Origin of the sequence: Rheinheimera sp., assembly GCF_965283995.1 — a bacterium.
Classification (GTDB): domain Bacteria; phylum Pseudomonadota; class Gammaproteobacteria; order Enterobacterales; family Alteromonadaceae; genus Pararheinheimera.
The window spans coordinates 1,416,997-1,443,775 of sequence record NZ_CBDIQG010000001.1 but is presented as its reverse complement, the minus strand read 5'-3'; the positions used below and the strand labels follow the sequence as shown (position 1 = coordinate 1,443,775).

Below are 26,779 nucleotides of genomic sequence, written 5' to 3'. Positions count from 1 at the left end.
AGTTAATTCCCCGGCCTGTGGCCGTACGTGCGTGGTTTGGTATAAGCGTCAATCAGTGGCACCGACAGATTGGCCAGCATCACGGCAAAAGCCCAACCATCGGGATAGCCGCCAAAAGTCCGGATCACAAACACCAGCAGCCCAATTAATGCACCATAAATCAGCCGGCCTTTCGCGGTCGTGGAGGCAGACACCGGATCTGTGGCAATGAAAAAAGCCGCCAACATAGTGCCGCCGCTGAATAACTGAAATAACGGCGTGGCAAAACGATCGCTGTCAGACAACCAGGCAATGCTGGAACACAACACCAGACTGCCGAGCACTGCCACCGGGATGCGCCATTGGATCACTCTGCGTTGCAGCAGAAATAGGCCACCAACTAAGAAACCGAAATTGATCCAACTCCAGCCGAGGCCCGAGTAGCCATCAAATACCGGTTGTTGCATCGATTCGCTGACAGTTTTACCGGTCGCCAAATCATTGCGCAGGGTGTCCAGCGCTGTGGCCATGGTACGGCCATCCACGTCCGCTTTGAGCTGCGCGACCGAAAAGCCCTGGCAGCTGAATCCGCTAAATACCAGACAGACCGGATCTGCGCCGGTCATAGTATGGTGTTGCAACGTCGTCGGCGGCAGCCAGCTGGTCATCTGCTGCGGATAGGAGATTAGCAGCAATACATAAGCGGCCATCGCCGGGTTAAACAGGTTATGCCCGAGCCCGCCATACAGCTGTTTGACGACAATAATCGCAAAGGCCGTACCGAGCACAATGATCCACCAGGGGGCGGCTGCAGGGATGGCGAGCGCGAGCAGTAAACCGGTGACCAGTGCGCTGTGGTCTTTTAACCGCAGCAGCACCGGCTTGTTGCGTATCTTCAGCATAACCGCTTCGCTGGCCCAGGCTGTCAGCACTGCGAGGGCAATCTGGATCAACACGGCATAGCCAAAAAAGTACAGTTGTGCTGCGATGCCCGGCAGACAAGCCAGCGCCACGGTACGCATCAGCGCCGGCGTTTGCGCCAGTGAGTGCTGATGCGGTGAGGTCGCGATACGAAAACTCATGACGGCTGCTCCGGATCTGTCGGTTTTGCTTGTTGACGTGCTTTGGCCCGCGCTATTGCTGCTGCAATCGCGGCTTTTTTGGCATCTTCGGCCGGGACGGCCGGCGCAGCTTCAGCGCTGCTGGTGACGACGTCCTGAGTTTCAGTCGGCACATCGGCAGCCTGCGTGGTTTCGGCAGCTTCAACCGCTGAGGCCTCAGCCAGCTTTTTCGCTTTGGCGCGGGCGATGGCGGCTGCTACGGCGGCCTTGCGTGGGTCTTCCGCTGTTGATGCTGCGGGTTCAGCCGTGATTGGTGTGTCCTCAGGATCTGCTTCTGGTGCGGCCTCTGCCAGCTTTTTCGCTTTGGCGCGGGCGATGGCGGCTGCAACGGCGGCTTTGCGTGGATCTTCAGCTACTGATGCTGTGGCCTCAGCTGTGCTTGGCACGTCCTCCGGCTGTACTGCCGGTGCGGCTTCGGCCAGTTTTTTCGCTTTGGCCCGGGCAATTGCGGCTGCAACGGCGGCTTTACGTGGGTCGTCGGTCGCAGTGACTTCAGCTGTGTCTTCAGCAGTGCCTGGCACTGGGCTGTCCGGCGCCGCACTGTCGTGCGGGGCGGAGTCAGCTTGAGGGGCAGGCGCGGCATCTGCAGATTTTTTCGCTTTGGCGCGCGCAATGGCGGCTGCAACTGCAGCGGCGCGCGGATCTGCTGCGCTGTCGGCCGCTGTGACTGCACTGTCCGGCGCTGCGCTTGATGTCGTCTCGTCTGCCGGTTGGGCTTTGGCCGCCTGATAAGCGCGTGCTTCGGCTTTTTTACGTTCCCGCTCCGCGATAATTTGTTCTTTGCTCAGTTCTTGCGGCGCAGCAGTGTCGACGCGTTGCTGCGCAGCGGCAATTTGTTGTTTTTGCTGCTCGGCCAGCATGGCCTGACGCTGGGCGGCCAATGCCTGATTGCGCTCGGCGCGTTGTTGTTTATCCCGCTCGAGTCGCTCATTACGCGCTTCAAACCGCGCTTTGGCCTGTTCAGCTTTCAGTTCTTCCCGCGCCAGTTCACGGATCTCCGCTTTGGCGATGCGATAATACTGCACCAACGGAATTTCACTGGGGCAGACATAAGAACAGGCGCCACATTCAATACAATCGGCCAGATTGTGAGCTTTTAACTGGTCATAATCTTTGGCTTTGGCATACCAGACCAACTGCTGCGGCAACAAGACCGCTGGACACACTTCAGCGCAGGCGCCACAGCGGATGCAGTCCATTTCATCGCCGGCGGCCGGCAGTTCATGTTTGGTGGGCGCAATAATACAGTTGGTGGTTTTCACCAGTGGGATTTGCAGCGTGGGCAGGGTGAATCCCATCATCGGGCCGCCCATAATGACCCGCTGCTGCGGTTCTGCGGCAAAACCGCAGGCGTCGAGCAAAGCGCCGACCGGCGTACCGATCAGGGCGCGGATGTTCTGACTATGCTGTAGCGTCTGACCGACCACCGTGACGATCCGGCTGATCAGCGGAATGTCTTCTTCAATCGCCTGTGCAATCGCAAACACAGTGCCGACATTTTGCATCACGATACCGATATCCAGCGGCCGGCGGCCGTTTGGCACTTCTTTGCTGGTTAACAGTTTAATCAGTTGTTTTTCGCCACCGGATGGATACTTCGCCGGAACCACGCGCAATAAATAATCGGCTTTGCCCTGACAAGCCAACTGCATGGCTGCAATCGCCTGTGGTTTGTCATCTTCGATACCAATTAGCACAGCCTTAGGATTCAGTAACTTACACAGGATCTCAATGCCACGCACAATAGTGGCGGCATGGTGCTGCATCAGCACATCGTCGGCGGTGATATAAGGCTCACACTCCACCGCGTTGATAATCAGGTAATCCACGCCGGTACTGGCGCCCGATTTGATATGGGTCGGGAAACCTGCGCCGCCCATACCTGCGATGCCGGCCTGTTGAATGCGGGCCAGTAACATCGGGCGTTCAGTGTGCAGATAGTCCAGCGCGTGGCGCGGCCGCCATTGCTCCAGGCCGTCCGGTTGTAACACCAGACAAGGTTCTGGCAGCGCCGAAGGGTGTGCTGACGGATAGTTTTCAATCGCCAGGATCTGACCCGACGTTGGTGCATGTACTGGAATAGCCATCGCGTTGTCGGCAGCGGTCAATGGCTGACCTTTGAGTACCAGATCGCCGGCTTTGACCAGTAATTTCCCTGCCACGCCAATATGTTGCCGCAGCGGCACGTATAGCCGCTCAGGCAGCGCCATCTGGCCAATCGGCGCCTGACTGGTTAGCTTTTTCCGGGCCGGCGGGTGAATGCCGCCATGGAAGTCCCATAGCTGGCCGGCCTTAATTTGTTGAAACAACGACGGCACTTAATTGCTCTCCACGATAGTGACCGGGATGGCCTGTAAGTCCCACTTCCAGCGCTCAACAGTCACCGGCAGTGGCACCATATCGATACAGTTAACCGGGCAGGGCTCCACACATAAGTCACAGCCGGTGCATTCATTGCTGATCACGGTATGCATCTGCTTGGACGCACCGACAATGGCGTCAACCGGGCAAGCCTGAATACACTTGGTGCAGCCGATACATTCGTCTTCGCGGATAAAAGCGACGCGCTTCACCGCAGGCGTTTGCGCACTGTCCAGCGCGGGCGCCGTAACACCCAATAAGTCGGCCAGTTTTTTAATCGCAGCGTCACCGCCCGGTGGGCATTTATTAATCGCATCGCCATTGGCGATGGCTTCGGCATAAGGCCGGCAGCCGGGATAGCCACATTGACCACACTGGGTTTGCGGCAGGATATCGTCGATTTGATCGACCAGCGGATCCGCTTCAACTTTAAACCGCAGCGCAGCATAACCAAGAATGGCGCCGAAGATTAGCGCCAGCGCACCGAGCGCCAGCAGGGCAGTTAACATCGACATATCAGGATTTCACCAAGCCGGTAAAGCCCATAAAGGCTAAGGACATCAGGCCTGCCGTCACCAGACCGATTGAAGCACCGCGAAACGGCAGCGGCACATCCGCGGCGGCCAGTCGTTCACGCATCGCAGCAAACAACACCAGCACCAGGCTAAAGCCAACCGACGCGCCAAAACCATACACCACGGACTGAAACAGGCTGTTATTGGCTTTAACGTTCAGCAGTGCAACACCCAGTACCGCACAATTGGTCGTGATCAACGGCAGAAAAATCCCTAATACGCGGTACAGGGCCGGACTGGTTTTGTGCACCACCATTTCAGTGAATTGCACTACGACGGCGATCACCAGGATAAACGTCAGCGTGCGTAAATACGCCAGGTCCAACGGCAGCAGGACATAGTGATCGACCAGATAACTGCACAATGACGCCAGCGTCAGTACAAAAGTGGTCGCCAGACACATGCCCAGCGCCGAATCGAGTTTATTCGACACCCCCATAAAGGGGCAGAGGCCAAGAAATTTCACCAATACAAAGTTATTCACCAGGATGGTGCTGATCAGAAGTAAGAAAAATTCAGTCATATTGCTGTCTCACTGCGCTGCAGATGCAGTTTGTCATGCGCAAAGGCCTGTCACTGACAGGCCTGTTTCTGCCCCGGATGCAACAGGGGGCGCTATTATGCGTTGTTGTGACGGCGCAAACAACCGCGGCCGTGCTGTGGTTATTGCTGTTTAAGCAGTACAGATCAAATAGGTTGAGGCTTGCCGATGTAATAGCCTTGTGTACCGTCGATAAACAACGATTCCAGCATTTGTTTTTCTTCTTGTGTTTCGACACTTTCAGCAAAAACGCCGACACCGATGCGATGCGCCAGGTCCACCATTAAGCGGATGAAATACTGGTTGTTTTTGTCATCGTCAATGTGCCGGGTATAACTGCCGTCCATTTTGATAAAGTCGGGTTTGATGTCACGGAAAAACTTAAATGACGTCATGCCAGTGCCAAATTTTTCGACGGTCAACCGGGCGCCGTTGCGATGCAGCATATCGATAAAACGTTTACTGGTTTTCAGATTCTGTTGCATGCCATATTCACTGACTTCAAACACCAGTTTGCTGGCGATAGCGGCATCTTTTAACAGCCGTCGTTCCAACCAGATTAAGAAGTGGTCATCGTGAATACAACGCGACGATAAATTCAGACCAAAATACTGATCTTGCAGGTTTTTATTCTTGATGCTGCTGAGCGCCGTTTCGACAATCAACCGGTCCACTTCAATAATCTTATCCAGCTTCTCTGCCATGGCCAGAAATGAAGCTGTCGGCAATAGTTGGTCTTCTTCACTGTAAAAACGCACCAGTACTTCGGAATACGTTTTTGCACTACGGGATGCTGGCTGGATCAGTTGCACCAATAAGTGAATTTTGTTGTTTTCCAGTACATCTTCAATCACATGACGCCAGTTCTGATTGCCAAAACCTAAGGCGGTCTGGTCGACCGAGCCATCGTCTTTGACCAGGTGCCAGCCATTACTTTGCCGGGTTTGCGCCAGACTGATCGCGGTATCTGCAATTGCCAGTAATTCTCCCAGTACTTTGCCGCTGGCGTAATTGACCATGCCGGTATAGGCAACCGAATCCAGTTCAGCTAATTTTTGGTATTCGCTGAGGCGGCTTTGCAGTTGCGAACCAAAGTTCTCTGCTTCTTTAGCCGTGATGCGCGGCAGAATAATGCCAAAATCCGAACTGTTCAGCCGGAAGATTTTAAAATCACGATAGCCGGCAACCGCGCGCTGGATCAGTTCACTGACCTGGATCACATACTTGTCACCTTCATGGTAACCACGACTCTGGTTGATATTCTGCAGTTCAGTACAACGGGTGATGGCAAAAATACCAAAATCGACATGTTTGGTGTCGCGCAGGGTTTCTTCATAAAACTGCACAAAGCGATTGCGGTTTGGTAAACCGGTCACAGTATCCTTCGCGGCGTCATCAGTCATCTGCTGGGCAGACTTCAGCAGTTCAGCCTGACGTTTGTGGTGAAAATCAGCCACTTTTAACAGTGTGAGCCGGGTTTGTTCAAAAGCGTCCGGTAACTGGATGTCTGGCTGCTGCTTGCTGTCGCTGCTGACAATTTGGTCTAAAGCGTTGGCGATTTGACGGGACAGCGTTTTCTGCTGTGCCTGCTGGCGCACCGGCACAATTAATAAAGGCATAATCACGAACAGCAATGGCAGCAATAACGCCAGCCAGAACTGCGTAACAAACTGTGCATCCACATCATCCAGATTGGCTTTAAAACTGATCGTTAACTGGCCATCGGCGCTCTGCAGTGGATTGTTTTCACGGGTAAAACCAAACAGACGCAGAATTTGTTCAGCCCCAGAAGAGACAGCGGTAGCGGTATTATGTTCGTGGACGATTTTGCCATCGGCGGTTTTAATTTGCAGTTGCTGCGGGTTCAGACTATTACGGATTTGCTGCACCAGCATCTTGTAGTCATCACCGGAAAATTGGTTGCTGAGCTGCTTAATCACTTGTTGATGTAACAAGGTAATGTTGTCGGTATTGCGCTGTGCCGATTGCAGTAAGGTGATCATCGACACCAACAGCAGCACTAAGGCGCCACAAAGCTGGATAAACCAAAAGACCCGGAGATTTTTCATCATTATTTTTCTTTGTTGGCTGAATACGCCATCAGACCAGAAGTCTGGCTGCGTTGATACGGATAAAGCTAATTAAAACAAAAAATTGCAGGAAAATAAACTGAACGCGGCAGATTCAGCCTGTCGGCCACAGTTTTAAGCATGGAAAGGGTGGTGCAGCAGCTCGAGTCAAATGCATACAGCAAAAGGTGTCATCGATAGCAATAAATGAGCTGTTGATTTCGCATGCTAACTAAACAGAACGTTTTGAGGTGTATTTAGACTTGATTTGTGTTTGCCAGCGTTATGGCTCCCCAGGTTGGACTCGAACCAACGACCTACGGATTAACAGTCCGCCGCTCTAACCGGCTGAGCTACTGAGGAATTGTACGCGGTTATTTGATGTTATTTCAGTTGGCTCCCCAGGTTGGACTCGAACCAACGACCTACGGATTAACAGTCCGCCGCTCTAACCGGCTGAGCTACTGAGGAACTGAAATAACGTGTTGTAGACTACAGTGGCTCCCCAGGTTGGACTCGAACCAACGACCTACGGATTAACAGTCCGCCGCTCTAACCGGCTGAGCTACTGAGGAACTGTGTCTGCAACGGGGCGCAATACTAATGCCACCTAAACAGGCTGTCAACACTTTCGCCTGCGCTTTTCGGGAGATGTGAATCAAGCGCTGGATCTTTAGCCAAACCGGTGAATTTGCCAGCGTTCTGTTGCCGCTATGCAGCTTTTCTCTTGCAATAGTGCATAGAGTCAAACCGCCTGTTTCGGCAAACGCAGGAGTGGCGCGGGCTGGCCGATCTTACTCACAGAATCTGTGGATAACTCTGTGCATGAGCCGTGTTGCCCCTGTGTAAGACCAATGAAAATGCGGCTTACAGCCAGATCAAGATTAAATGCGAAAAAAATTAAAACCATTAAAAACAATAAGATATAAATAACCTGCAGTTGGCTGAATGCTGAATAATCCACAAGCCGCTGTATATTTCAGCAATGTGTCGGCTTGTGAACTATTTTTAGGCGCGAAGTGCCGGATTTACCGGCAACACACCGAGTTACACAGTTTTTTTCTGATGTAGATAGAGCCGCCGCCGGCTTTTCTCTACAATGACTGCTTTCTGTTGTCCCGCAGGTTTTTATGTCCGCCGTGCAAAGTGCCAAAATCGATATGACCCAAGGCGATATCCGCCAGATCCTGACCCGGATGACCATCCCGATGTTGTTTGGCATGATCACGTTGATGTCTTTTAACCTGGTCGACACTTTCTTTATCAGTATGCTGGGGACCCACGAGTTGGCGGCGGTCAGTTTCACTTTCCCAGTGACTTTTACCGTGATTAGTCTGGCGATTGGTCTGAGCATCGGGACTTCTGCCTTGATCGCCAAAGCGCACGGCAGCGGTGACAGCGCTATGGCGCGCGCGGATGGCCTGGCGGCTTTATGGTTATCGGCGTATCTGGTGGCGATATTGTCTTTATTGGGTTATCTCGGTATGGAGCCGCTGTTCCGGCTGATGGGCGCGACCGATGACACCTTGCCTTTTATTCACGACTACATGAGCTGGTGGTTTGCCGGTTCGGTCCTGTTAATTACACCGATGATTGGCAATGCGGTACTGCGCGCCGCCGGCGATACCAAAACCCCGAGTCTGATGATGGCAAGTTCCGGTGTCATCAACGCCATACTGGACCCGATTTTGATTTTTGGCTGGGGACCCATTCCGGCCATGGGCGTGGAAGGGGCATCAATTGCCAGTGTGATCTCATGGGCCGTTAGTTTTAGCCTCATTCTTTATCTGATCGTCGTGCGGCGTAAACTGGTCGACAGTGGCCATCAAAGCCTGACTGAATTTATCCGCATCAGCCGGCGCATCCTGCGAATTGGCTTGCCGGCAGCCGGCGCCAATATGCTGACACCACTGGCGATGGCGATATTGACTGCGGTAATGGCCAGTTATGGCGCACATGCAGTGGCTGCGTTTGGCGTTGGTGCCCGGATTGAAAGCATTGCCTGTCTGGTGGTGCTGGCGCTGTCGATGACGTTGCCGCCTTTTGTCAGCCAGAATCTGGGTGGTTGCCAACTCGGCCGTGTCGAAGCCGGTTATCAACTCTGTATCCGCTTTGTGTTGAAATGGCAGTTTGCGGTGTATTTGCTGTTGGCGCTGACCGCGCCTTTTATTGCGCATCTGTTTTCTACCGAGCCGGCAGTCGAGCAGTTGATCTGCTGGTTTATCTGGATTCTGCCACTTGGGTATGGTTTGCAGGGCGTGGTGATCCTGACCAATTCGTCATTAAATGCCCTGCATTTGCCGATGCGTGCGCTGGCGCTCAGTGTGGTGCGGCTCTTTGTGTTTTATGTCCCCATCGCCTGGTTGGGCGGCAAATTGTTTGGTGTGCTTGGCGTTTACGGTGGTGCGCTTAGTGCCAATCTGTTTATCGCGCTGATCGCTTATTTGTGGTTTCAGCGTAGTCTGAACGGTTTGCAACAAAGAGAGTCCGTTGATGGCAAAGCAGTTTGAGTTACATTCGCCCTATCAGCCGGCCGGCGACCAGCCAACGGCGATCGCCAAACTGGTCGATGGCTTAGAGTCGGGCCTGGCGCATCAGACGTTATTGGGCGTTACCGGTTCCGGTAAAACTTTCACCATGGCCAATATCATTGCTCAGGTCGACCGGCCAACCTTAATCATGGCGCATAACAAAACACTGGCGGCGCAACTGTACGGCGAAATGAAAGAGTTTTTCCCACATAATTCCGTCGAATATTTTGTGTCTTATTACGACTACTACCAGCCGGAAGCTTATGTGCCGGCCAGCGATACCTTTATCGAAAAAGATGCTTCGATCAACGAACATATCGAGCAAATGCGGCTATCGGCAACCAAAGCGCTGATGGAGCGACGCGACGTTGTGATCATCGCGTCAGTGTCGGCGATCTACGGCCTCGGCGATCCTGAGTCCTACATGAAAATGTTGCTGCATTTGCGTGTCGGTGATGTGGTAGACCAGCGCTTTATTCTGCGCCGGCTGGCCGAGCTGCAATATCAGCGCAATGACATGGCGTTTGAGCGCGCGACTTATCGGGTACGTGGCGATGTCATCGACATTTATCCTGCCGAATCGGACGAGCTGGCCGTCAGGCTTGAGTTGTTTGATGAAGAGATTGAACGGATTAGTTTGTTTGATCCACTGACCGGCGCGGTCGACCGCGTAGTGGCACGCTACACCATTTATCCAAAAACACACTATGTCACGCCGCGTGAGAAGATCCTCGAGGCGGTGGAGCGGATTAAAGTCGAACTGGCAGCCCGGCGTGCGCAGCTGTTGGCGGAAAACAAACTGATTGAAGAGCAGCGTATTGGCCAGCGTACCTTGTTTGATTTGGAAATGATGGTCGAACTTGGTTATTGCTCCGGCATCGAAAACTATTCGCGTTATTTGTCGGGCCGTGCCGAAGGCGAACCGCCGCCGACCTTGCTGGATTATTTCCCGGATGACGGCCTGATGTTTATCGACGAATCACACGTCACCATCTCGCAAATTGGCGCCATGTTTCGCGGCGACCGCTCACGCAAAGAAAACCTGGTCAATTATGGTTTCCGTTTGCCGTCGGCGCTGGACAACCGACCGCTGAAGTTTGAAGAATTTGAAGCCATCGCGCCGCAGCGGATTTATGTGTCGGCGACACCGGCGGCTTATGAGCTGGAAAAATCCGGCACTGATATCGCCGAGCAGGTGGTACGGCCAACCGGTCTGATTGACCCGATCATTGAGATCCGCCCGGTCGGTACGCAGGTCGATGATTTATTGTCTGAAGTGATGCGCTGCGCCGGTCTGAACGAGCGGGTACTGGTGACCACGCTGACGAAAAAGATGGCGGAAGATCTGACCGATTATCTCGCTGGTCACAATGTTAAAGTGCGTTATCTGCATTCGGACGTCGATACGGTGGAGCGGGTCGAGATCATCCGCGATTTGCGCCTCGGCGTGTTTGATGTGCTGGTCGGCATCAACTTGCTGCGTGAAGGTCTGGATATTCCGGAAGTGTCGTTAGTGGCTATTCTGGACGCAGATAAAGAAGGCTTTTTACGCTCGGAACGGTCGCTGATCCAAACCATTGGCCGGGCGGCGCGTAACGTTAACGGTAAAGCGATTCTGTATGCGGACCGGATCACCGGCTCGATGCAACGCGCCATCGATGAAACTGATCGGCGTCGCGCCAAACAGGTCGCTTTTAACGAAGCCAATGGCATCACGCCGACGCAAATCCGCAAAAAAGTCGGTGATGTGATGGATTTAGGCCAGGATGACGTCGAACTGCCGAAAGTGGCTGAGCATGCAAAACTGATTAAAGGTAAAACGCCGTATCAAGTGCAGGCAGAAATTAAAAAATTGGAAGCGCAAATGCTGCAGCACGCGAAAAATCTGGAGTTTGAGCAAGCAGCTACGCTACGCGATCAGGTTCATGCGTTAAAAGCAGCATTGTTGGAGATTTAAACAGTTATCTTTGTAACAAAATGTTTGAAATACGCATTTTCGTCTGAAATAAAAATGCGGAAAGATTTTTAAGTTGCTAAATTTATTGGAATAAATATATATAAATGAACGGGAATCATATTTCGGTTCATTTTCGTGTTCAGATTCAATTAAGTTTCAAAATCATAAAGTGCCCCCGACTTGTTTAACTGCCGGAGGGCATTGTATGAAAGCTCGTGTTATTCCTTTTGTTGTTTCCGTTTTAGCCTCAACCATCGCAGTCGGCGCCCATGCGCAAAGTTTCCAGTTCCAGACTGATGCTGATTACAACAGTGCAGATCTGGGTCCAGCCGACGTCAACGGCATGCAAATCCGCCAGCAATATTTCCTGTCGCCACTGCAAAACGGTGACAACCAGCCATGGCGTGAAGCGGCATTTTTAAGCCGCAGCAGCAGCGCGAATCTGACGTATAACCGCATTGAAACCGACGGCGGCAATTTCGATGAATCGCTGAATGCCTGGGGCGTTGGCGGCGAATACATGAGCAACAGCCATGATTTTTATGCCGCTTTAGATGTGAATTTCTTAAACGGTGATAACAGCTTCGGCGCCACCGGTAAATTAGGTTTCTTTGTCCAGCAGAACTGGTTAGTGGCGCTGGATGTATATCACAGCAATCCAGATAACTTTGGCAGCAGCACTGACTATGGTCTGAGCACCAAAGCCATTGTGCCGGTGATGGATGGCGATCACCTGGTTCTGACTGCCAGTTATGCTGATTTTGACGAAACCAATGGTCATACTATCGCAGCCGATTATTACATCCGCCCTTACTGGTCTGTTGGTGTAGCGGTGCGCAATGACATGCAAACGATGCAAAATCTGTTCGAAGATAGAGTAGAAGTACGTTCTGAGTATTTTGTCACACCACAACTGGCGCTGCGTGGTGCCGTGAGCCGGGTTGATGCCGGTGCTGATGATGAAAACCAGTTCGCAGTAGGCGCCAGCTACCGCTTCTGATTTGTGTTACATAGTTCCAAGCTGATTTTGCCCCGCACCGCGGGGCTTTTTTTGGTCATTTGCTCCGCAACTGACCGAATGAAATGCGGATCCTGAGTCCAAGCAGCTATCCGGTGATGTTGGGCAAAGGAGTGCGATGTCCCTGCAAGTCAGCGCAGCAACTCACTGTTGCCCGCAACAGCGCTTGACAGTAGCTGGCCTGTCTCTGTTATGTTGATGATTCCTCTTTATTTCTTAGCGGCCTGGCTATGATCCCGGGCCGCTCTTCTTTGTCAGGGTTTTTGATGAAAAATCGTTGGTTGTTTCCCCTGTTATTACTGCCAGTTGTTGCACTGGCGGCGGATACCCTGCCACCTTTGCTGCCATGGCAGGGCAGTACTGAAAGTCTGATTAAGCCCAAGCATCCTTGGGTCACACCGGCGGAATTGAGTAATTTAACCGAAACGCCGGATTACACGGCCACGGTCAGTTATCTGCAAAAACTGGTTGCCAGCAGCGAATTGTTGCGGATGGAATCCATTGGCAAAAGTCCGCAAGGCCGTGATATCTGGTTAATCAAGGCCAGTATGCAGCCGGAACTGATTGGTAAAGGCCAGGGAAAAAGCGGCCGGCCGACCTTGCTCGTACAGGCCGGTATTCACAGCGGAGAAATTGATGGTAAAGACGCCGGTCTGATGCTGCTGCGCGATATCGTGCATGGTGATAAACAGGCGTTGTTGGCGCAGGTTGATTTGTTGTTTATTCCAATCCTGTCCGTCGATGCGCATGAGCGCAAAGGCAAATTTAACCGGATGAACCAGCGTGGGCCGGTCGATCAGGGCTGGCGCAGCACGGCGCAAAACCTGAACCTGAACCGCGATTATGCCAAAGCCGACAGTCTGGAAATGCAGGCGGTACTCAAAGCCATCAACAGTTACCAGCCGGATCTGTATATGGATGTGCATGTTACCGACGGCGAAGATTATCAGTACGACATCACTTATGGCTTTAATGAGCCGTTTGCAAGCCAGAGCCCGAATGGTGCCAGCTGGCTGGCGACTGTGTACCGGCCAGCGCTGGATCAGGCATTAAGCGATGCCGGACATATTCCGGGGCCGCTGGTATTTGCATTGGATCCACTGGATTTTGCCAAAGGCCTGCAGGGCTCGACCTCGACTCCGCGTTTTTCCACCGGTTATGGTGATGTCCGTCATCTGCCGACTATTCTGGTAGAGAATCACAGTTTAAAACCCTACCGCCAGCGCGTGCTGGGCACTTATGTGCTGCTGCAGCACAGTCTGCAGCTGTTAGCGCAACAGGGCAAAGCACTGCAACTGGCGAAAAAAGCCGATGAAAATGCCCGGCCGCAGCGTCAGGTATTGGCATTTAAAGCGGCCGAACAGCCGGATCTGATCGCGTTTAAAGGCATCAGTTATGAAATTGCCCACAGCGATATTATCAACGGGCCTTATGTGAAATGGACAGGTCAACCGAAAGAATACGCGGCCTTGCCGGTATTCTGGGAGAAAGTGCCGGCGCTGGAAGTGGAAGTGCCCAAAGCCTATTGGATCCCGCCACAGTATCAGGACGTGATCACGCGCTTGCAGCACCATGGCATTCAATTCAGCCGCTTGGAAAAATCTGGCAAATTGGAGTTACAGCAACTCAGTGCCAGTAGCCACGAACTGGCCAGCCGCTCCTTTGAGGGCCGGGTCGGCGTCAAAGCCACGTTCACGCCAAACTGGAGTGAATTTGCTTTGCCAGCGGGCACGGTGCGGGTCAGTACTGATCAACCGCTTGGCGCTTTAGCGGTGGCGTTACTGCAGCCGGAAGGGCCGGATTCATTGTTCAGCTGGGGCTTTTTCCACGGTATGTTTGAACGGACCGAGTACTTTGAAACCTATGCGATGTTGCCGTGGATAGAGCAGGAACTGAAGACCAATAAAACGCTGGCGACCGATTTTGCCGCGGCAGTGAAAGCTGATGCTAAATTGGCCAAAGATGGTCAGGCGCGGCTGCACTGGTTTTATCAACGCTCACCGTTTTATGACCAGACTTACCTGAAATATCCGGTATTGATAGAGCGTTAAATCTGCAATGGTTGATAGCTAAAGCCCTGTCTTAACAGGGCTTTTTTATGTACAGGATGTACGGTATGCCGAAAATGCCGGTACGTGGTACCCAGAGCAATTGTCGGTGCAGCGTCAGTTCTGCGCCGGCGTATTTTCGGCAAAATACTCATGACTGTCGGCGTTTTTCACCGCTTGGGTCGGGTTACTGAGTGCCAGTGATTTGGCGGCTGACTGACCGTAGGCAATATCGTCGGTATCGGCAACAACGGTGAAATGACTGGTTTCATGCACGATAGTGCCGGCTTTAGAGTCGGTGCCGGTATTGGCGGCGGACCAGAAAGCGCTGCACAGGTAAATCTTATACGGCTGATTCGGATAGACATAGGCGTAATAAGAGTCGGTACAGCCACAATCAAACTGCAACGGCTGATTGTTCAGTGCGTTGTTGATTTTATTAAAGTTACTGCTGACAGTGCTCCAGCGGCCGCTGCTATAGCTGCCAAACCAGGTTTTGTAACGCACCGAGTTGGCACGGTTGGCGCTGGGATAGGTCGAAAGATAATTATACGAACCCGCTGCATAGTTTTTCGCTGAGGCTAAGGCGCTGGCGATCGACGTACGCCGGCTGCTGCTGCAATTCGCCGCATAAGACACTGAACCGGCCAGAGTGACCAGCGCCGGCCACTGTACATCGCTGGCCGCTTTGGCATCGACCTCAATCTGGCGGTAAATAGCATCAGACTGCAGGGTTGGCAGCGGCGTGTCTGTCAGCAACTGTCCGGCCTGGGCGGATCGCTGTGGTGCCAGTTTCGGCGTTACAGCGTGCAATGCCAGCGCCTCCACATGATATTTGATTTCGTAGTTGCCAGACGCTGGCAAGTCATACAAGGCGGTCAGTTCCACTGAATAAGTGCGGGTTTCACCGGGTTGCAGCGTCAGGTAATCGCTGGCGGTCGCGGCGCGGCGTTTGATCCGCTTACCGGTGTAGGCGGCGTCCTGACCATTGACACTGATGTCGAATAAATCTTCCTGCAAACCATCGGCTGGCGTGTACCAGCGCAACACTTTCTGGGCTTTGCTACTGCTATTGCGCAGCGTTACATCAATGGTGACATCGTCGCTGGCGGCAAACTGGGTGTTGGTGGCATTGAGTTCTACCTCAATACCCGCGGCGATAGCGCTGGTGGCTGAAAATACTGTGAGCAATGCCACAGCAAGCGTGCTTCGTTGCATAGTTGTTCCTGTTTTTGTTGTTATCTGAGATGGCTTGGACCCAACACGGACCCTGTTGACTGGCGGTCGGACCCGAAGCCGACGCGCAGTGACATTCAGTTACAGACTTTTTGCCACAGGTCTCAAGGGCAACAAAAAAACATCAGAAAAATATCATAACTTTCTAATAAACAGGGCCACAGCGCCAGTCGGCGCCAAATTGTTAGCTCCACGACCACTCACATCGCAAAAATACCGCTTAGCATAAATTCAGCGCAGTGATCAGCGTCTGGCCCTAATCTGCCCTCAGTCCATTTGTTGTCACTACTGAGGAATCCATGATGAACACAGGTCCAAAAATTATTGTGAAAACGCTGTTAGCCAGTTTGGCGCTGAATCTGTGCCCGGTCTTTGGCATGACGAATACTGAGATGCAGGACAAAATGCAGCAACTGCTGCAGCAAGCCCAACAAGCTGATCAGCCCGGTTTTGCCGTGCTGGTGCGCAAAGGTAATGAAGTGCTGAGCCGTGGTGGTTATGGCATGGCGAACCTGGAACTCGGTGTACCGATGCAGGCCGATATGAAATTCCGCATCGCTTCACAAACCAAACAGTTCACCGCAGTGGCGATACTGCAGCTGGTGCAGGCTGGTAAACTGAAGCTGACCGATACCGTTGGCAGCATCTTAAAAGACTATCCGGCTGTCGGCCGTGATTTAACGGTGCAACAGTTACTGACTCATACCGCAGGGCTGAAAAATTTAAGCCGGCTGCCGGAATTTCGTGAAAACAAACCGAAAGACGCCACGCTGGCGGAGATGGTGGCGCTGTTTTCAACCTTGCCACTGGAGTTTAAACCCGGCACCCAATTCCGCTACTCCAACTCAAACTATGTGTTGTTGACGGCCATTATTGAAGCTGTGAGTGAACAGAGTTATGCCGACTATCTGCAGCAGCATGTATTCACGCCGCTTGGCATGGCACACAGTGGCTATGATAGCGCCAGTAAAATCCTGCCAAAACGCGCCAGCGGTTATGAACAAGGACCGGAAGGACTGGTAAATGCCCGCACCATCAGCATGACGCGACCGCAAGGCGCGGGTGCTTTATACAGCACCGTCGACGACCTGAACCTGTGGGACCAGGCGCTCTATACCGACAAACTGGTGAAGCAGCCGCTGTTACAGCAGTCCTTTGTCCGGCATAAAGCGCTGGACGGTACACCACAGCCTTATGGTTATGGCTGGATGATGGCCGATTTACAGGACGTACCGAGTCAGGAACATAGTGGCGGTATCGAAGGGTTTTCTTCATACATCATCCGCATTCCATCTGAGCAGGTGTACGTCACCGTACTGGCGAACAGTGCTGAAGCCGACACTTACAGTCTGGCCGTGAAGCTGGCAGCGATTGCCATCGGCAAACCGTTTGAACCCAAAGCGATTGCGTTGAATCCAACGCGGCTGAAAGTGTTGGCGGGCAGCTATCAGCTGGCGGATGGATCTGTGCATCATATTCGCCAGCAGGGTAATGAACTGGTATATCAGGCGCCGGACATGCCGCAGATGACGTTAATCCCAACAGCGGAAGGGAAGTTTTACCTGCAAGGGGACTTTACCTACCTGACCTTTAATCCAGCCGGCACTGAATTGCATCTGATGATGCGCGGATTTCCGCAGCAGAATGGTAAAAAAGTCGTGCCGAAATCCTGATAAATAGCAAAAAGCCGCAGTGTCGCGAATCGATGCTGCGGTTTTTTTATTTCAGGGATACAGAGCTCGTTGGCGTGATGCTTCGCAGGCGCTGTGCCTGCTCAGCTGCTGGCGCTTTACAGGCTCAGCTGCTGGCGCAGCAGGGCACTTTGTCGGCGCGACACTTCGATCGACTGACCAGAGTGCAGCTTTAACAACAGCCCGCCATTGAGCCAAGGCTCGATGGCGTTGATAGCTTTGAGGTTGACCAGCTGGTGCCGGTTGGCGCGGAAAAACAAGCCCGGTTGCAAGCGTTGTTCAATATTGCCTAAAGACCGGTACACCATAGGTGCCTGCGTTCCCGCCCAAACTTTGCTGTAATTGCCAATGGCTTCAAACAGCTGCACATCACCCAAACGCAGCAAAAAACAACGTTCACCGTCTTTGACAAAAAAAGTTGCGTCCAAATCGAGCAGAGGCCCGCTGGCGGTAGTGTCCGAGGCTGGTTCTGGCGGGTGGTCATCTGCTGTGTTGAGGGTTGGCAGTTTGGCGATTGCCTGCGCCAGGCGCGCACTGCTGACCGGTTTTAACAGATAATCCACAGTCGGATAATCAAAGGCCGCCAACGCATGTTCGGCAAAAGCAGTGGTAAAGATAATGCGTGGAATAAACACCAGCTGCGCTAACAAATCAAAGGCGCTGTCGCCGGCCAGATCGATATCGAGCAGCACCAGGTCCGGCTGTTGTTGCTCGATCAGCACCTTCGCGTCCGGTACATTCGCCGCCTCGCCGACCAAGGTCAGTGCCGGGTGGGCCCGCAGCAGTTCCTTCAGTTCAAGCCGCGCCAATCTTGAATCTTCGACAATCACTACCCGCATTCAGCGTTACTCCTGAGTTGATGTCTGCACTGCAGCTCCGGCAGCTGTGGTTCCAGCCAGCCACGGCAGGATTAATTGCGCGCGCACCCAGTCTCCGTCCTGCACCAATTGCAGACTGGCCTCGTTGCCATAGAGCAAGGCCAGCCGTTGGCGCAAATTGGCTAAACCGGTGCCGGTATTGCCGGGATCTGCGGCCTGCAGCCCTTGCGCGGTGATTTGCGCAGTTAATTCGCCGGGATTGCTGACTTGCAGCAGCCACTGCTGCGACTCCAGCCGCTCGACTTTCAGTTCAATACAACCGCCGGCCTGGCGGCGGCCAATACCATGTTTGACGGCATTTTCCACCAGCAACTGCAGCGCGAGACGTGGTACCGGCCGGGCCAGACAGTCGGGCGCGACGTCTGCCTGCCATTGCAACCGCTGTTCAAACTGAATGCGTAGCAAGGCCAGATAATCATCCAGCACCAGTAACTCTTCCCGCAGTGGCACCAACGCGTCGGACTGCGTCTGGATCTGATAACGCAGCAGATCGGCAAAATGGGTCAGCATCTGACGCGCACTGTGGCTGTCTTCCAAAATTAGCGCGCGAATATTGTTGATGCAGTTGAACATAAAATGCGGGCTTAGCTGCGCCAATAAGCTGCTCAGGCGCGCCTCCGTCATATGCAGTTCCAGCTGCTGGCGCTGTAGCTCGCCATGGCGGACATCCTGTTGGCGGCTTAACGTCAGGTACAACATGCTCCAGACCAGATACAACAGCAGCAACAGCGGTAGTTTCGACCCCATAGGCTGCGCATCAAACCAGACAAATACCTGGCCCTGCCACAGCAGCGGCAGCTGTGCCAAGGGCCACAACAGCCAATAATGCAGCAAGTCGACCACTAAAGCGCACAGCAGCGCAGCGCCAACCAGCAGCCCAAGTGTTGCACCCTGTGAATGCTGTTGTTGCCGCCAGCGCTGATACAGCCTGCGTAAAACCAGACTGCCGGTGAGCGCCAGCACTAACAATAACAATGCCGGTAATAGGGTGTGCAGGCTAAGCGGTTCGTCACTGCCCAGCATTAACAATTGCAATAAGGCAAACAAGCTCCAACCGGCGCTTTGATACAACCAAAAGCCGCTGGGGGCAGGCTGGGCGCGGTCATTGACGTTGTTTGTCAGCACTTTGGCCAGAGGCATTATTCATAACTCGGCACATTGCGGCCTGCTTCCGGCTTACTGTCGGCTTTGACGGCCTGGCCATTTTGCAAGCCATGCTGGCCGCGGATCACCACTTTGTCACCGGGCCGTAGCGCCGACTCCACGATGTAATGAGTGTCCAGCGTTGACAGAATTTTCAGTGTGACCCGTTCGGCCTTGTCGTCTTTGCCTATTTTCCAGGTGCGGAACACTTCACCTTCTAAATCAATCGCTTCATTGGGTACTTTGGTGATGGTTTCCGACTGTACCTGCATATCAATTTGCTGGATCTGACCGACCAATAAATTACTGCGATCTGACGCCGGATGGTCAAAATACAAGGTCAGATGTTCGGCCTTGGCATCCAATTGCTGGCTGACTTCGCGCAAACTTAACGCTTTGCCTTGCAAGATAAACTGATGGCGTTTTAATTCAGCGTTGCTGCTGTAGCTGATCACTGGCAGCAGACATTCCAGCTGTTTATTTTGCGTCGATAACAGCTGCATGATTGGCTGGCCTTCAACCAGCTGCGAGCCCGGCTCAGAGCTGACACTCATCACCTGTGCGTCAAAAGGCGCAAAATGGCTCAAGCGTTTTTGTTTCATCTGCGCCAGTTGCAGTTCCTGCTCCAGCCGCTGGATCTTCAATTCTGAACTGTCGAGTTGAAACTTCAGGTTGTTGATTTCGGTAGCGGCCGTGAGGCCGGATTTACTCAGCCGGTTCATCCGGTGGAATTCTTCGCTGGCGAAGTTTTTCGCCACTCGCGCCGATTCGATATCGGTTTTGATAATGTTGATCTGGCGCTGCAGATAGGCGTCATCTTGTTTGGCAACCTGCTGGCCTTTTTTCACTGAACTGCCGACCGGCAACATCTGCAGCAGTTCAGCGGTGGCATGACTGGAGATCCGAAAGCTTTGTGGCGCGGTGATGGTGCAATTGAGCGGATGCACCACGGCGGCATGATGCGCCAAGACCTCGTCGGTCAACACGGTTTTTTCTGGCGCGGCGTGCACGGCAACCACCGGCAGCAGGAGGGCGCAGAGACCCAAAGCGGTACGGCATTTTTTCAACAACTGCGGCATGTCTCCCCCGACGTTTGGACTACATGGGTTCTTATACCCAAAACACCGGCCATTGACCAGCAGCAACGCCAACAAGTTCCCTAGGGCTGTCGTTTTGCTGCGTTCAATGACTAGTCAGACGCTGCAGCGGCCCAACAACGGATGCCAGTCCTGCCATACCGGTTGAATGCCACTGCGTCTGAGCATCGCGGCAATCTCGGCCGGGCTACGCTCATCGTCGATACTGAACTGGGCCAGACTTTGCGGCGCCACGGCATAACCGCCAGGCTGGGTTTTACTGCCGGCACTGGCCGAGCAGGCGATGCTGGTCAGCAGTAAATCCCGAAGCGCCGGGCTGTCGCGCGTAGAGACGCTGAGACTGAGTTCAGGCGCAAAGATTTTCAGCGCACACAGCAGTTGCAGATAATCGCGATCGGATACGCCACTGTGCAGCGTGGCCTGACCGGCGCAGGGTTTTAGCCGTGGCAGCGCCACTGTAAAGGCCAGCTGATACCAATGCTGCTGTAAAAAACGCAGATGTTGCGCCAATAGCAGCACATCAGTGCGCCAGTCAGCGAGGCCAAGTAACACGCCCATGCCGAGCTGAGCAATGCCGGCGGCCGCCACTCTTGCCGGTGCATCCAGCCGGCCCGCCATATCGGTTTTATTGCCAAAAGTGTGGTGCCGGGCATAGCTTTGCGGGTCGTAAGTTTCCTGATATAGCATCACCGCGTCGATCCCGGCGGCGCGCAGCTGCTGATAGTCGCTGACGGCAAGCGGCTGTGATTCCAGCATCAGTTTTGCCACTTGTGGACGCAGCGCCTGGGTCATTGCCAATAAATAGTCGACCCCGGCTTTGCGTTCATGTTCACCGGTGACAAGCAGCAGCTGTGAGATCCCCAGCGCTTGAATCGCTGATATTTCCTGTAGCGCTTCGTCGACGGTTAAAATGCGCCGTTTCACTGCGACGCTTCTGGAAAAACCACAATAACTACATTCGTTGCTGCATAGGTTCGACAGATACAGCGGCGCAAATAACGACAGTGTCAAACCGCTGCGCTGACGCTTCAGCTGCGTGGCCCGTGCCAGCATCTGCGGTAAAAATTCGGCTGCGGCCGGGCTCAACAGCGCCTGCAGATCGGTGAAATCGGGCTTGGCGCTGCTCAGAGCCTGCAACACTGCTTGGCGATCCGGCGCACAACTCTGGCTCTGCAGCTGGTCAAACTGCGCTTGATCAATGCGGAAAATGGGGCGTTGCAGCATCAGCTTAACCCCGCCAGCACTTGGGCAAAACCGGCTTCGAGCGGACTGCTGGGATCTGCCAGCAGTTGCTTACGGCCAAGACCGGCTTGTTGGCTGCACACACCGGCCTCGACGGCGAGCCGAAAAGCCTGTGCCATGCGCACCGGATCGCGGCTCGATGCGATGGCAGTATTGACCAGCACGGCGCTGGCGCCCAGCTCGAGCGCAAGCGTCGCGTCCGACGGCGCGCCAATGCCGGCATCAATAATCACCGGCACATTGGCCTGCTCAATGATAATTTCCAGCATGGCGCGATTTTGCAGGCCCTGATTGGAACCAATCGGCGCGCCCAGCGGCATCACCGCGGCACAGCCGGCTTGTTCGAGCTGCTTACAATGCAGCGGATCGGCACTGCAATAGGGCAGTACAACAAAGCCTAAAGCACAAAGCTGCTCAGCGGCCTTGAGGGTTTCACGCGGGTCCGGCAGTAAATACTTCGGCTCTGGATGAATTTCCAGTTTCAGCCAGTTTGTGCCAACCGCTTCGCGTGCCAGTAGCGCTGCCTGCACCGCTTCTTCTGCCGTGCGCGCGCCTGAAGTGTTTGGCAGTAGCTGCACGCCAAGGGCTTTGAGCGGGCTGTAGATATCATCTTGCGGCTGTCCCGGCTGCAGGCGTTTGAGTGCCAGCGTCACCAGTTCAGTGCCACTGGCGATCACAGCTTGCTGCATCTGCGACGCGCTGTGAAATTTGCCACTGCCAAGCAGCAGGTGCGATTGAAAAGTGGTACCGGCGATTGTCAGCATCATTAACCCCCGGCGACTAACTGAAAAATTTCGATATGGTGATCTGCGTTGTCTGGTAATGGCGTTTGTGCCCAGACCGTGCGTGGCAGTAGTTGTTGGTTGAGCACCAGCGCGATGCCTTGCGCGGGCAGCGCCAGCGTTTCGGCCAGTTCGGCCACTGTGTTGGCTACCTGCGTGTGTGGCTGTTGGTTGACATAAAGCATGTTCAGACTCCTGTCGCAGTAAAGTGGTTGGCGGCTGTGGCGTGGGCGCAGCAGTCGCAAAGTGGATTGGTCTGTAGCGCGTACCAAAGAAAGCCGCTGACTGCACTCTGGCCCTGGCTCCATTGCTGGTAGCGGGCATAGTGACCAAATGGCACTGCAGCATTTTGTTGTGCTGCGTCGGCCTGCGGCGAAGGCCCGGCCTGCAAAAAACTCAGCAGTAGTAGCGCCAGTTGCTGCGCGGTCAGTGCCACTAACGCCGGATCAACCCCCAGCGTTCGGCAGTTTTGTAGTGCTTGCCAGTCGGGGTCGACCAGGCACTGATAGCAGGCCGTCGCCGGACTGAGCAGATACAACTGCGCGGAATTTCCACTCACCGCGCCGGCAAACAGCGGCTTACCGGCTTCACGCGCCAGCCGATTTAGCTGCAGCCGGGTCGGCAAGTTGTCGCTGCAATCGACTAGCACATCACAAGCGGTAATGGCCTGGCGCAATTGCTGATCGTCCGGCCGACAGGCCAGCACGGTCAGCCGCGGATGCGGGTTATGCAGATGCAACCTGGCGGCGGCGACTTCGGCTTTTGGCTTGCCGATGTCGGTCGTTTGATACAGGCTCTGGCGCGGCAGGTTGGATAACTCGACTTTATCGCCGTCGACTAGTATCAACTGGCCAATGCCAGCGCCAACCAGCGTGGTGGCGACCGGACAGCCCAGACCACCTAAACCCAACAGCAATACGCGGGCATTTTTCAGCCGTAGTTGCCGTCTGTCGCCGTCATCCCCCAGCATCAGGCTGCGGCTATAACGGATAAATTCAGCGTCGGACAGTGTGGTCTTCGCATGTTGCGTATCAGAGCGCTGCGTTTTAGCGTGTTTGGTCTCAGTAGGCATGGCGCTCCTCCCGCAGCAATGGCTGCTGCCATAGGGCCAACAGTTGCTGGCAAGTGGCGCGGATATCGTCACTGGCGACCACAGCCCGCACCATCGCGACGCCGGACAGACCCATGGCGCGCAGTGCCTGCAGGTGCGACGCGTTTATGCCGCCAATCGCTACTGCCGGGATCTGTTGCTGCTGACAAAGCTGTTGTTGCAGGCCAACGAGCCGCAGACCTTGTGGTATCGACGGCATATCTTTGGTCGGCGTGGCAAACAGATGGCCAAGCGCAATGTAAGACGGACGTATTTGCAGCGCTTGCATCAGCTCCAGATAACCGTGTGTGGAAATACCAAGGCGCAGGCCAGCGCGCTGGATAGCCGCAAGGTCGGCGCTTTGTAAGTCTTCCTGGCCCAGATGCACGCCGTAAGCGCCGAGTTCCAGCGCCAGTTGCCAGTGGTCATTGATAAACAGTTGCAGCTGATGTTCCTGACCAAATGCGATGGCAGCGCGCAGGCTGTGTCGGAGCTGTTCCTCGCTACCGGTTTTCAGCCGCAGCTGCACAGTGCGCAGACCCGCAGTGGCGACATCAAACAGCTGACTAAAGCTGCTGACCACCGGGTAAATGCCGGGCGCCTGTTGCAGCGATGCAAAGCCGGCAGTCGACGCGCACATTGCACCGGCCAGTGGCCCGCAGAACGTCATCCGGTCTTGCTGCTGCAAGGCCACTGGCCAGCCGGCTCTGCCAAGCAGATACGGCTTGGTCGCCGGGCGCTGCAGGCATTGCTGCAGATACAGGCTTGCCAGCACCACCGCATCGGGCAATAACATCGGCTGCGCCAAAGCACAGGCCAATGCGGTGGCAAAACTACAGCCGGTACCGCGCCAACTGCCGGTTTGGCGTAGTTTTTCCAGTTGCAAAGCGCTTTGCGGCGCGCCGGCCGACAAGGCGGCGCCCAATGCCTGTGCCGGCCAGAGTTTAAAGGCCTGTGTTGCCGCCGGATGCAGATACAGACTTTCACGCAGCATCACGCCGCTACCGTGACCATCTTTACACCAGATGGCTTTGACTCCGTGGGCCAACAACAGTTGGACCGCAAGTTCTGCATCCGCGTCCGCCGCTAAACCGGCCAGTGCCCGCAGTTCCGGTCCATTGGGCGTCAGCACGTCAGTCAGGGCCAGCAAGGGGGCAACAGTTGAGGGGCTCAGGCGCTGCAATAAATCTCCACTGCTGGCTACTTGCACCGGATCCACGATGATCCAAATGTGCGGATGTTGATGCTTAAACCGGCCGAGCCAGTCACTCAACAGCTCCAGCGTGGCGAGATCCGGCACGAGACCAATTTTTATCGCGACCGGCAGCGGCTGGCCGGCTGCTGTCAGCGCATCAAGCTGGGATCGCAGCGCTGCAGGCGTCACTGGATTGATCGCCAGCACGGCGCCGTTATGTTGCGCGGTTACGGCCGTCAGCACTGTCGCGGCCGGCACCTTTAAATCCTGCGCTGTGGCCAGATCTGCCTGGATACCGGCCAGTGCGCTGCAATCCGAGCCACCAATCAGCCAAATCAGACCGGGTTCAGGCAGGTTCATTTGCGCGCTCCGCCGGTGGTGCCGACAAGGTACTGGCTTTGACACTTTGATTCAGTTTCATCGAACAAAATTTCGGCCCGCACATGGCACAAAACTCGGTGTCGGCGCCTTCTGGCAGCGCTGCCTGGTAGTAGGCTTTGGCGGTGTCGGGGTCGAGCGATAAATGAAATTGATCGAGCCAGCGAAATTCGTAGCGGGCTTTGGATAAAGCGTTATCCCGCAACTGCGCGCCGGGATGGCCCTTGGCTAAATCGGCGGCGTGGGCGGCAATTTTGTAGGCGATAAGCCCTTGTTTGACATCTTCTTTATCCGGCAGGCCCAAATGCTCTTTTGGCGTGACATAACACAGCATGGCGCAACCAAACCAGCCGATGAGCGCCGCGCCAATGCCGGAAGCGATATGGTCATACCCGGGTGAAATGTCGGTGATCAGCGGCCCCAGCGTGTAAAACGGTGCGCCGTGACAATGCGCCAGCTGCTCCGTCATATTGGCCTGCACTAGCTGCAGCGGCACATGGCCCGGGCCTTCAATCATCACCTGCACATCATAAGCCCAGGCAATTTTGGTCAGTTCACCCAAAGTGCGCAGCTCGGCAAACTGAGCGGCGTCATTGGCGTCGGCAACACAGCCCGGACGCAGGCCATCACCAAGGCTAAGCGACACATCGTACTGCGCGCAGATCTGGCAAATCTCGGCAAAATGTTCGTACAGGAAATTTTCGCTGTCGTGCAGCTGACACCACTGCGCCAGAATAGCGCCGCCGCGCGACACGATGCCGGTGATGCGCTTCGCCGTCAGCGCAATAAAATCTTTTAGCACACCGGCGTGAATGGTGAAGTAGTCGACGCCTTGTTCTGCCTGTTCAATCAGCGTGTCGCGATACAGCTCCCAGCTGAGTTTTTCTACATCACCGCGGACTTTTTCCAGCGCCTGATAAATCGGCACTGTGCCGATGGGCACCGGTGAATTGCGCAAAATCCATTCGCGGGTTTGGTGGATATGCCGGCCGGTGGATAAATCCATCACGGTATCGGCGCCCCAGCGCACCGACCACAGCAGCTTTTCCACTTCTTCTTCGATGCTGGAACTGACCGCCGAGTTGCCGATATTGGCGTTCACTTTGACCAAAAAATTGCGGCCGATAATCATTGGTTCGGCTTCGGGGTGATTGATATTGGCTGGCAAAATGGCGCGGCCGGCGGCGATTTCGGCGCGGACAAATTCAGCGTCAATGTGCGCCGGGATGCCGGCACCAAAACCTTCCCCGGCGTGCTGGGGTTGTAAATCGCTGGCCGCTTGTTGCTGCGCGGCGCGCGCCATATTTTCCCTAAGCGCGACAAACTGCATTTCCGCTGTGATGATGCCGGCCCGGGCATAGGCCAGCTGCGTCGGGCGACAACCTGGCAGTGCCTGACGCACTTGGTGGTTGAACTGACCTTGTTGCGCGTCCAGTTCCACCGCTAATGCCGACAGCGGCGTGGTGCAAAAGGTCGTGTCCTGGCGCGAATCAATCCAGTTCGCTCGGAGCGGTGGCAAACCACGGCTGACATCGGCCTGATAACCGGCATCGCCATAAGGCCCGCTGCAGTCATAGATCGGCACCGGCGCATTGTCGCTGCCATCCGGCGAAGGGTGTAACGACACTTCACGGCAGGGCACTGCGACAGTGCCATCCGCACTTTGCAGGTAAATCCGCCGTGAACCGGTATGGGCGGCAGTTTTAAAATCGACAATATACCGGCGCGCCGCTTCGCGTTTATCACGGCGATTGAGCGGTGGCGTCGATTGTGGGGTAGTGTGTGTTGTAGTTTGTGGTGTAGTGCAGTCAGACATAGCAAGCTCCAATAAAGTTGAGTTGCTTGTC

At 54.5% G+C, this 26,779-nt stretch carries 20 protein-coding genes and 3 tRNA genes; 5 read left to right on the top strand and 18 right to left on the bottom strand.

Annotation, left to right across the window (positions count from 1 at the left end):
• Nucleotides 1–2: 2 nt before the first annotated feature.
• The 8 genes from rsxD to ACQ66Q_RS06525 all read right to left on the bottom strand — a co-directional run bounded on the left by rsxD (nucleotide 3) and on the right by ACQ66Q_RS06525 (nucleotide 7,221).
• Nucleotides 3–1,061: an electron transport complex subunit RsxD gene (gene rsxD, locus ACQ66Q_RS06560; protein WP_430456056.1), complete on the bottom strand. Its 1,059-nt coding sequence runs from the start codon at nucleotides 1,059–1,061 to the stop codon at nucleotides 3–5.
• Complete coding sequence (gene rsxC / locus ACQ66Q_RS06555) at nucleotides 1,058–3,418, bottom strand: electron transport complex subunit RsxC (protein WP_430456055.1); 2,361 nt, start codon at nucleotides 3,416–3,418, stop codon at nucleotides 1,058–1,060. The genes rsxD and rsxC overlap by 4 nt, the downstream gene beginning before the upstream one ends.
• Entirely contained in the window at nucleotides 3,419–3,976 is a 558-nt protein-coding gene (rsxB, locus tag ACQ66Q_RS06550) for an electron transport complex subunit RsxB (RefSeq protein WP_377247242.1), read from the bottom strand.
• Between the two features lies 1 nt (nucleotide 3,977).
• Entirely contained in the window at nucleotides 3,978–4,559 is a 582-nt protein-coding gene (rsxA, locus tag ACQ66Q_RS06545; RefSeq protein WP_377247239.1) for an electron transport complex subunit RsxA, read from the bottom strand.
• Nucleotides 4,560–4,723: 164 nt separating this feature from the next.
• Nucleotides 4,724–6,649 (bottom strand): EAL domain-containing protein, encoded by a 1,926-nt coding sequence (locus tag ACQ66Q_RS06540; protein WP_430456054.1) that lies wholly within the window; start codon nucleotides 6,647–6,649, stop codon nucleotides 4,724–4,726.
• Between the two features lie 283 nt (nucleotides 6,650–6,932).
• A tRNA-Asn gene (locus ACQ66Q_RS06535) sits at nucleotides 6,933–7,009 on the bottom strand.
• Between the two features lie 31 nt (nucleotides 7,010–7,040).
• Nucleotides 7,041–7,117, bottom strand: a tRNA-Asn gene (locus ACQ66Q_RS06530).
• Between the two features lie 27 nt (nucleotides 7,118–7,144).
• Nucleotides 7,145–7,221: transfer RNA gene (locus ACQ66Q_RS06525), tRNA-Asn, on the bottom strand.
• A gap of 555 nt (nucleotides 7,222–7,776) precedes the next feature.
• On the opposite strand from ACQ66Q_RS06525, the gene ACQ66Q_RS06520 reads away from it, so the two are divergent.
• The 4 genes from ACQ66Q_RS06520 (at nucleotide 7,777) to ACQ66Q_RS06505 (ending at nucleotide 14,203) form a co-directional block, all read left to right on the top strand.
• Nucleotides 7,777–9,156: an MATE family efflux transporter gene (locus ACQ66Q_RS06520; protein WP_430456053.1), complete on the top strand. Its 1,380-nt coding sequence runs from the start codon at nucleotides 7,777–7,779 to the stop codon at nucleotides 9,154–9,156.
• Nucleotides 9,140–11,134 carry an excinuclease ABC subunit UvrB gene (gene uvrB / locus ACQ66Q_RS06515; RefSeq protein ID WP_430456052.1) on the top strand — a complete coding sequence of 665 codons (1,995 nt, stop codon included), beginning with the start codon at nucleotides 9,140–9,142 and terminating at the stop codon, nucleotides 11,132–11,134. The genes ACQ66Q_RS06520 and uvrB overlap by 17 nt, the downstream gene beginning before the upstream one ends.
• A 205-nt stretch (nucleotides 11,135–11,339) precedes the next feature.
• Nucleotides 11,340–12,134 carry a putative porin gene (locus ACQ66Q_RS06510; protein WP_430456051.1) on the top strand — a complete coding sequence of 265 codons (795 nt, stop codon included), beginning with the start codon at nucleotides 11,340–11,342 and terminating at the stop codon, nucleotides 12,132–12,134.
• A gap of 284 nt (nucleotides 12,135–12,418) precedes the next feature.
• Entirely contained in the window at nucleotides 12,419–14,203 is a 1,785-nt protein-coding gene (locus tag ACQ66Q_RS06505; RefSeq protein ID WP_430456050.1) for a M14 family metallopeptidase, read from the top strand.
• Nucleotides 14,204–14,317: 114 nt separating this feature from the next.
• On the opposite strand, the gene ACQ66Q_RS06500 is transcribed toward ACQ66Q_RS06505, so the two are convergent.
• Nucleotides 14,318–15,418: a M35 family metallo-endopeptidase gene (locus tag ACQ66Q_RS06500; protein WP_430456049.1), complete on the bottom strand. Its 1,101-nt coding sequence runs from the start codon at nucleotides 15,416–15,418 to the stop codon at nucleotides 14,318–14,320.
• A 317-nt stretch (nucleotides 15,419–15,735) separates the two neighbouring features.
• Between ACQ66Q_RS06500 and ACQ66Q_RS06495 the strand changes: the two genes are divergently transcribed.
• Nucleotides 15,736–17,109 (top strand): serine hydrolase domain-containing protein, encoded by a 1,374-nt coding sequence (locus ACQ66Q_RS06495; RefSeq protein ID WP_430456048.1) that lies wholly within the window; start codon nucleotides 15,736–15,738, stop codon nucleotides 17,107–17,109.
• Nucleotides 17,110–17,225: 116 nt separating this feature from the next.
• Here the strand turns inward: ACQ66Q_RS06495 and ACQ66Q_RS06490 are convergent, their stop codons facing one another.
• The 9 genes from ACQ66Q_RS06490 to thiC form a co-directional block, all read right to left on the bottom strand.
• Nucleotides 17,226–17,966 (bottom strand): LytR/AlgR family response regulator transcription factor, encoded by a 741-nt coding sequence (locus ACQ66Q_RS06490; protein ID WP_430456047.1) that lies wholly within the window; start codon nucleotides 17,964–17,966, stop codon nucleotides 17,226–17,228.
• Nucleotides 17,967–17,972: 6 nt separating this feature from the next.
• On the bottom strand, nucleotides 17,973–19,145 hold the full coding sequence (locus ACQ66Q_RS06485) for a sensor histidine kinase (RefSeq protein ID WP_430456046.1): 1,173 nt from the start codon (nucleotides 19,143–19,145) through the stop codon (nucleotides 17,973–17,975).
• The gene (locus ACQ66Q_RS06480) at nucleotides 19,145–20,227 is read right to left on the bottom strand and encodes an efflux RND transporter periplasmic adaptor subunit (protein WP_430456045.1); all 1,083 of its coding nucleotides are present in this window, start codon (nucleotides 20,225–20,227) and stop codon (nucleotides 19,145–19,147) included. Before ACQ66Q_RS06480 ends, ACQ66Q_RS06485 begins: the two co-directional genes overlap by 1 nt.
• Before the next feature lie 114 nt (nucleotides 20,228–20,341).
• Complete coding sequence (thiH, locus tag ACQ66Q_RS06475; RefSeq protein WP_430456044.1) at nucleotides 20,342–21,469, bottom strand: 2-iminoacetate synthase ThiH; 1,128 nt, start codon at nucleotides 21,467–21,469, stop codon at nucleotides 20,342–20,344.
• Nucleotides 21,469–22,254: a thiazole synthase gene (locus ACQ66Q_RS06470; RefSeq protein ID WP_430456043.1), complete on the bottom strand. Its 786-nt coding sequence runs from the start codon at nucleotides 22,252–22,254 to the stop codon at nucleotides 21,469–21,471. The genes thiH and ACQ66Q_RS06470 overlap by 1 nt, the downstream gene beginning before the upstream one ends.
• The gene (gene thiS / locus ACQ66Q_RS06465; protein ID WP_430456042.1) at nucleotides 22,254–22,454 is read right to left on the bottom strand and encodes a sulfur carrier protein ThiS; all 201 of its coding nucleotides are present in this window, start codon (nucleotides 22,452–22,454) and stop codon (nucleotides 22,254–22,256) included. The genes ACQ66Q_RS06470 and thiS overlap by 1 nt, the downstream gene beginning before the upstream one ends.
• Nucleotides 22,455–22,456: 2 nt before the next feature.
• On the bottom strand, nucleotides 22,457–23,341 hold the full coding sequence (locus ACQ66Q_RS06460) for a HesA/MoeB/ThiF family protein (protein WP_430456041.1): 885 nt from the start codon (nucleotides 23,339–23,341) through the stop codon (nucleotides 22,457–22,459).
• Nucleotides 23,331–24,914 carry a thiamine phosphate synthase gene (gene thiE / locus ACQ66Q_RS06455; RefSeq protein ID WP_430456040.1) on the bottom strand — a complete coding sequence of 528 codons (1,584 nt, stop codon included), beginning with the start codon at nucleotides 24,912–24,914 and terminating at the stop codon, nucleotides 23,331–23,333. The genes ACQ66Q_RS06460 and thiE overlap by 11 nt, the downstream gene beginning before the upstream one ends.
• Nucleotides 24,901–26,748 (bottom strand): phosphomethylpyrimidine synthase ThiC, encoded by a 1,848-nt coding sequence (thiC, locus tag ACQ66Q_RS06450; RefSeq protein ID WP_430456039.1) that lies wholly within the window; start codon nucleotides 26,746–26,748, stop codon nucleotides 24,901–24,903. Before thiC ends, thiE begins: the two co-directional genes overlap by 14 nt.
• Between the last annotated feature and the right edge of the window lie 31 nt (nucleotides 26,749–26,779).

Excerpts from the sequence above, each read along its gene's own strand:
- rsxD (WP_430456056.1), bottom strand. The coding sequence starts at position 1,061 with ATGAGTTTTCGTATCGCGACCTCACCGCATCAGCACTCACTGGCGCAA.
- rsxB (WP_377247242.1), bottom strand. The coding sequence starts at position 3,976 with ATGTCGATGTTAACTGCCCTGCTGGCGCTCGGTGCGCTGGCGCTAATC.
- rsxA (WP_377247239.1), bottom strand. The coding sequence starts at position 4,559 with ATGACTGAATTTTTCTTACTTCTGATCAGCACCATCCTGGTGAATAAC.
- ACQ66Q_RS06540 (WP_430456054.1), bottom strand. The coding sequence starts at position 6,649 with ATGATGAAAAATCTCCGGGTCTTTTGGTTTATCCAGCTTTGTGGCGCC.
- ACQ66Q_RS06520 (WP_430456053.1), top strand. The coding sequence starts at position 7,777 with ATGTCCGCCGTGCAAAGTGCCAAAATCGATATGACCCAAGGCGATATC.
- uvrB (WP_430456052.1), top strand. The coding sequence starts at position 9,140 with ATGGCAAAGCAGTTTGAGTTACATTCGCCCTATCAGCCGGCCGGCGAC.
- ACQ66Q_RS06510 (WP_430456051.1), top strand. The coding sequence starts at position 11,340 with ATGAAAGCTCGTGTTATTCCTTTTGTTGTTTCCGTTTTAGCCTCAACC.
- ACQ66Q_RS06505 (WP_430456050.1), top strand. The coding sequence starts at position 12,419 with ATGAAAAATCGTTGGTTGTTTCCCCTGTTATTACTGCCAGTTGTTGCA.
- ACQ66Q_RS06500 (WP_430456049.1), bottom strand. The coding sequence starts at position 15,418 with ATGCAACGAAGCACGCTTGCTGTGGCATTGCTCACAGTATTTTCAGCC.
- ACQ66Q_RS06495 (WP_430456048.1), top strand. The coding sequence starts at position 15,736 with ATGATGAACACAGGTCCAAAAATTATTGTGAAAACGCTGTTAGCCAGT.
- ACQ66Q_RS06490 (WP_430456047.1), bottom strand. The coding sequence starts at position 17,966 with ATGCGGGTAGTGATTGTCGAAGATTCAAGATTGGCGCGGCTTGAACTG.
- ACQ66Q_RS06485 (WP_430456046.1), bottom strand. The coding sequence starts at position 19,145 with ATGCCTCTGGCCAAAGTGCTGACAAACAACGTCAATGACCGCGCCCAG.
- ACQ66Q_RS06480 (WP_430456045.1), bottom strand. The coding sequence starts at position 20,227 with ATGCCGCAGTTGTTGAAAAAATGCCGTACCGCTTTGGGTCTCTGCGCC.
- thiH (WP_430456044.1), bottom strand. The coding sequence starts at position 21,469 with ATGCTGCAACGCCCCATTTTCCGCATTGATCAAGCGCAGTTTGACCAG.
- ACQ66Q_RS06470 (WP_430456043.1), bottom strand. The coding sequence starts at position 22,254 with ATGATGCTGACAATCGCCGGTACCACTTTTCAATCGCACCTGCTGCTT.
- thiS (WP_430456042.1), bottom strand. The coding sequence starts at position 22,454 with ATGCTTTATGTCAACCAACAGCCACACACGCAGGTAGCCAACACAGTG.
- ACQ66Q_RS06460 (WP_430456041.1), bottom strand. The coding sequence starts at position 23,341 with ATGCCTACTGAGACCAAACACGCTAAAACGCAGCGCTCTGATACGCAA.
- thiE (WP_430456040.1), bottom strand. The coding sequence starts at position 24,914 with ATGAACCTGCCTGAACCCGGTCTGATTTGGCTGATTGGTGGCTCGGAT.
- thiC (WP_430456039.1), bottom strand. The coding sequence starts at position 26,748 with ATGTCTGACTGCACTACACCACAAACTACAACACACACTACCCCACAA.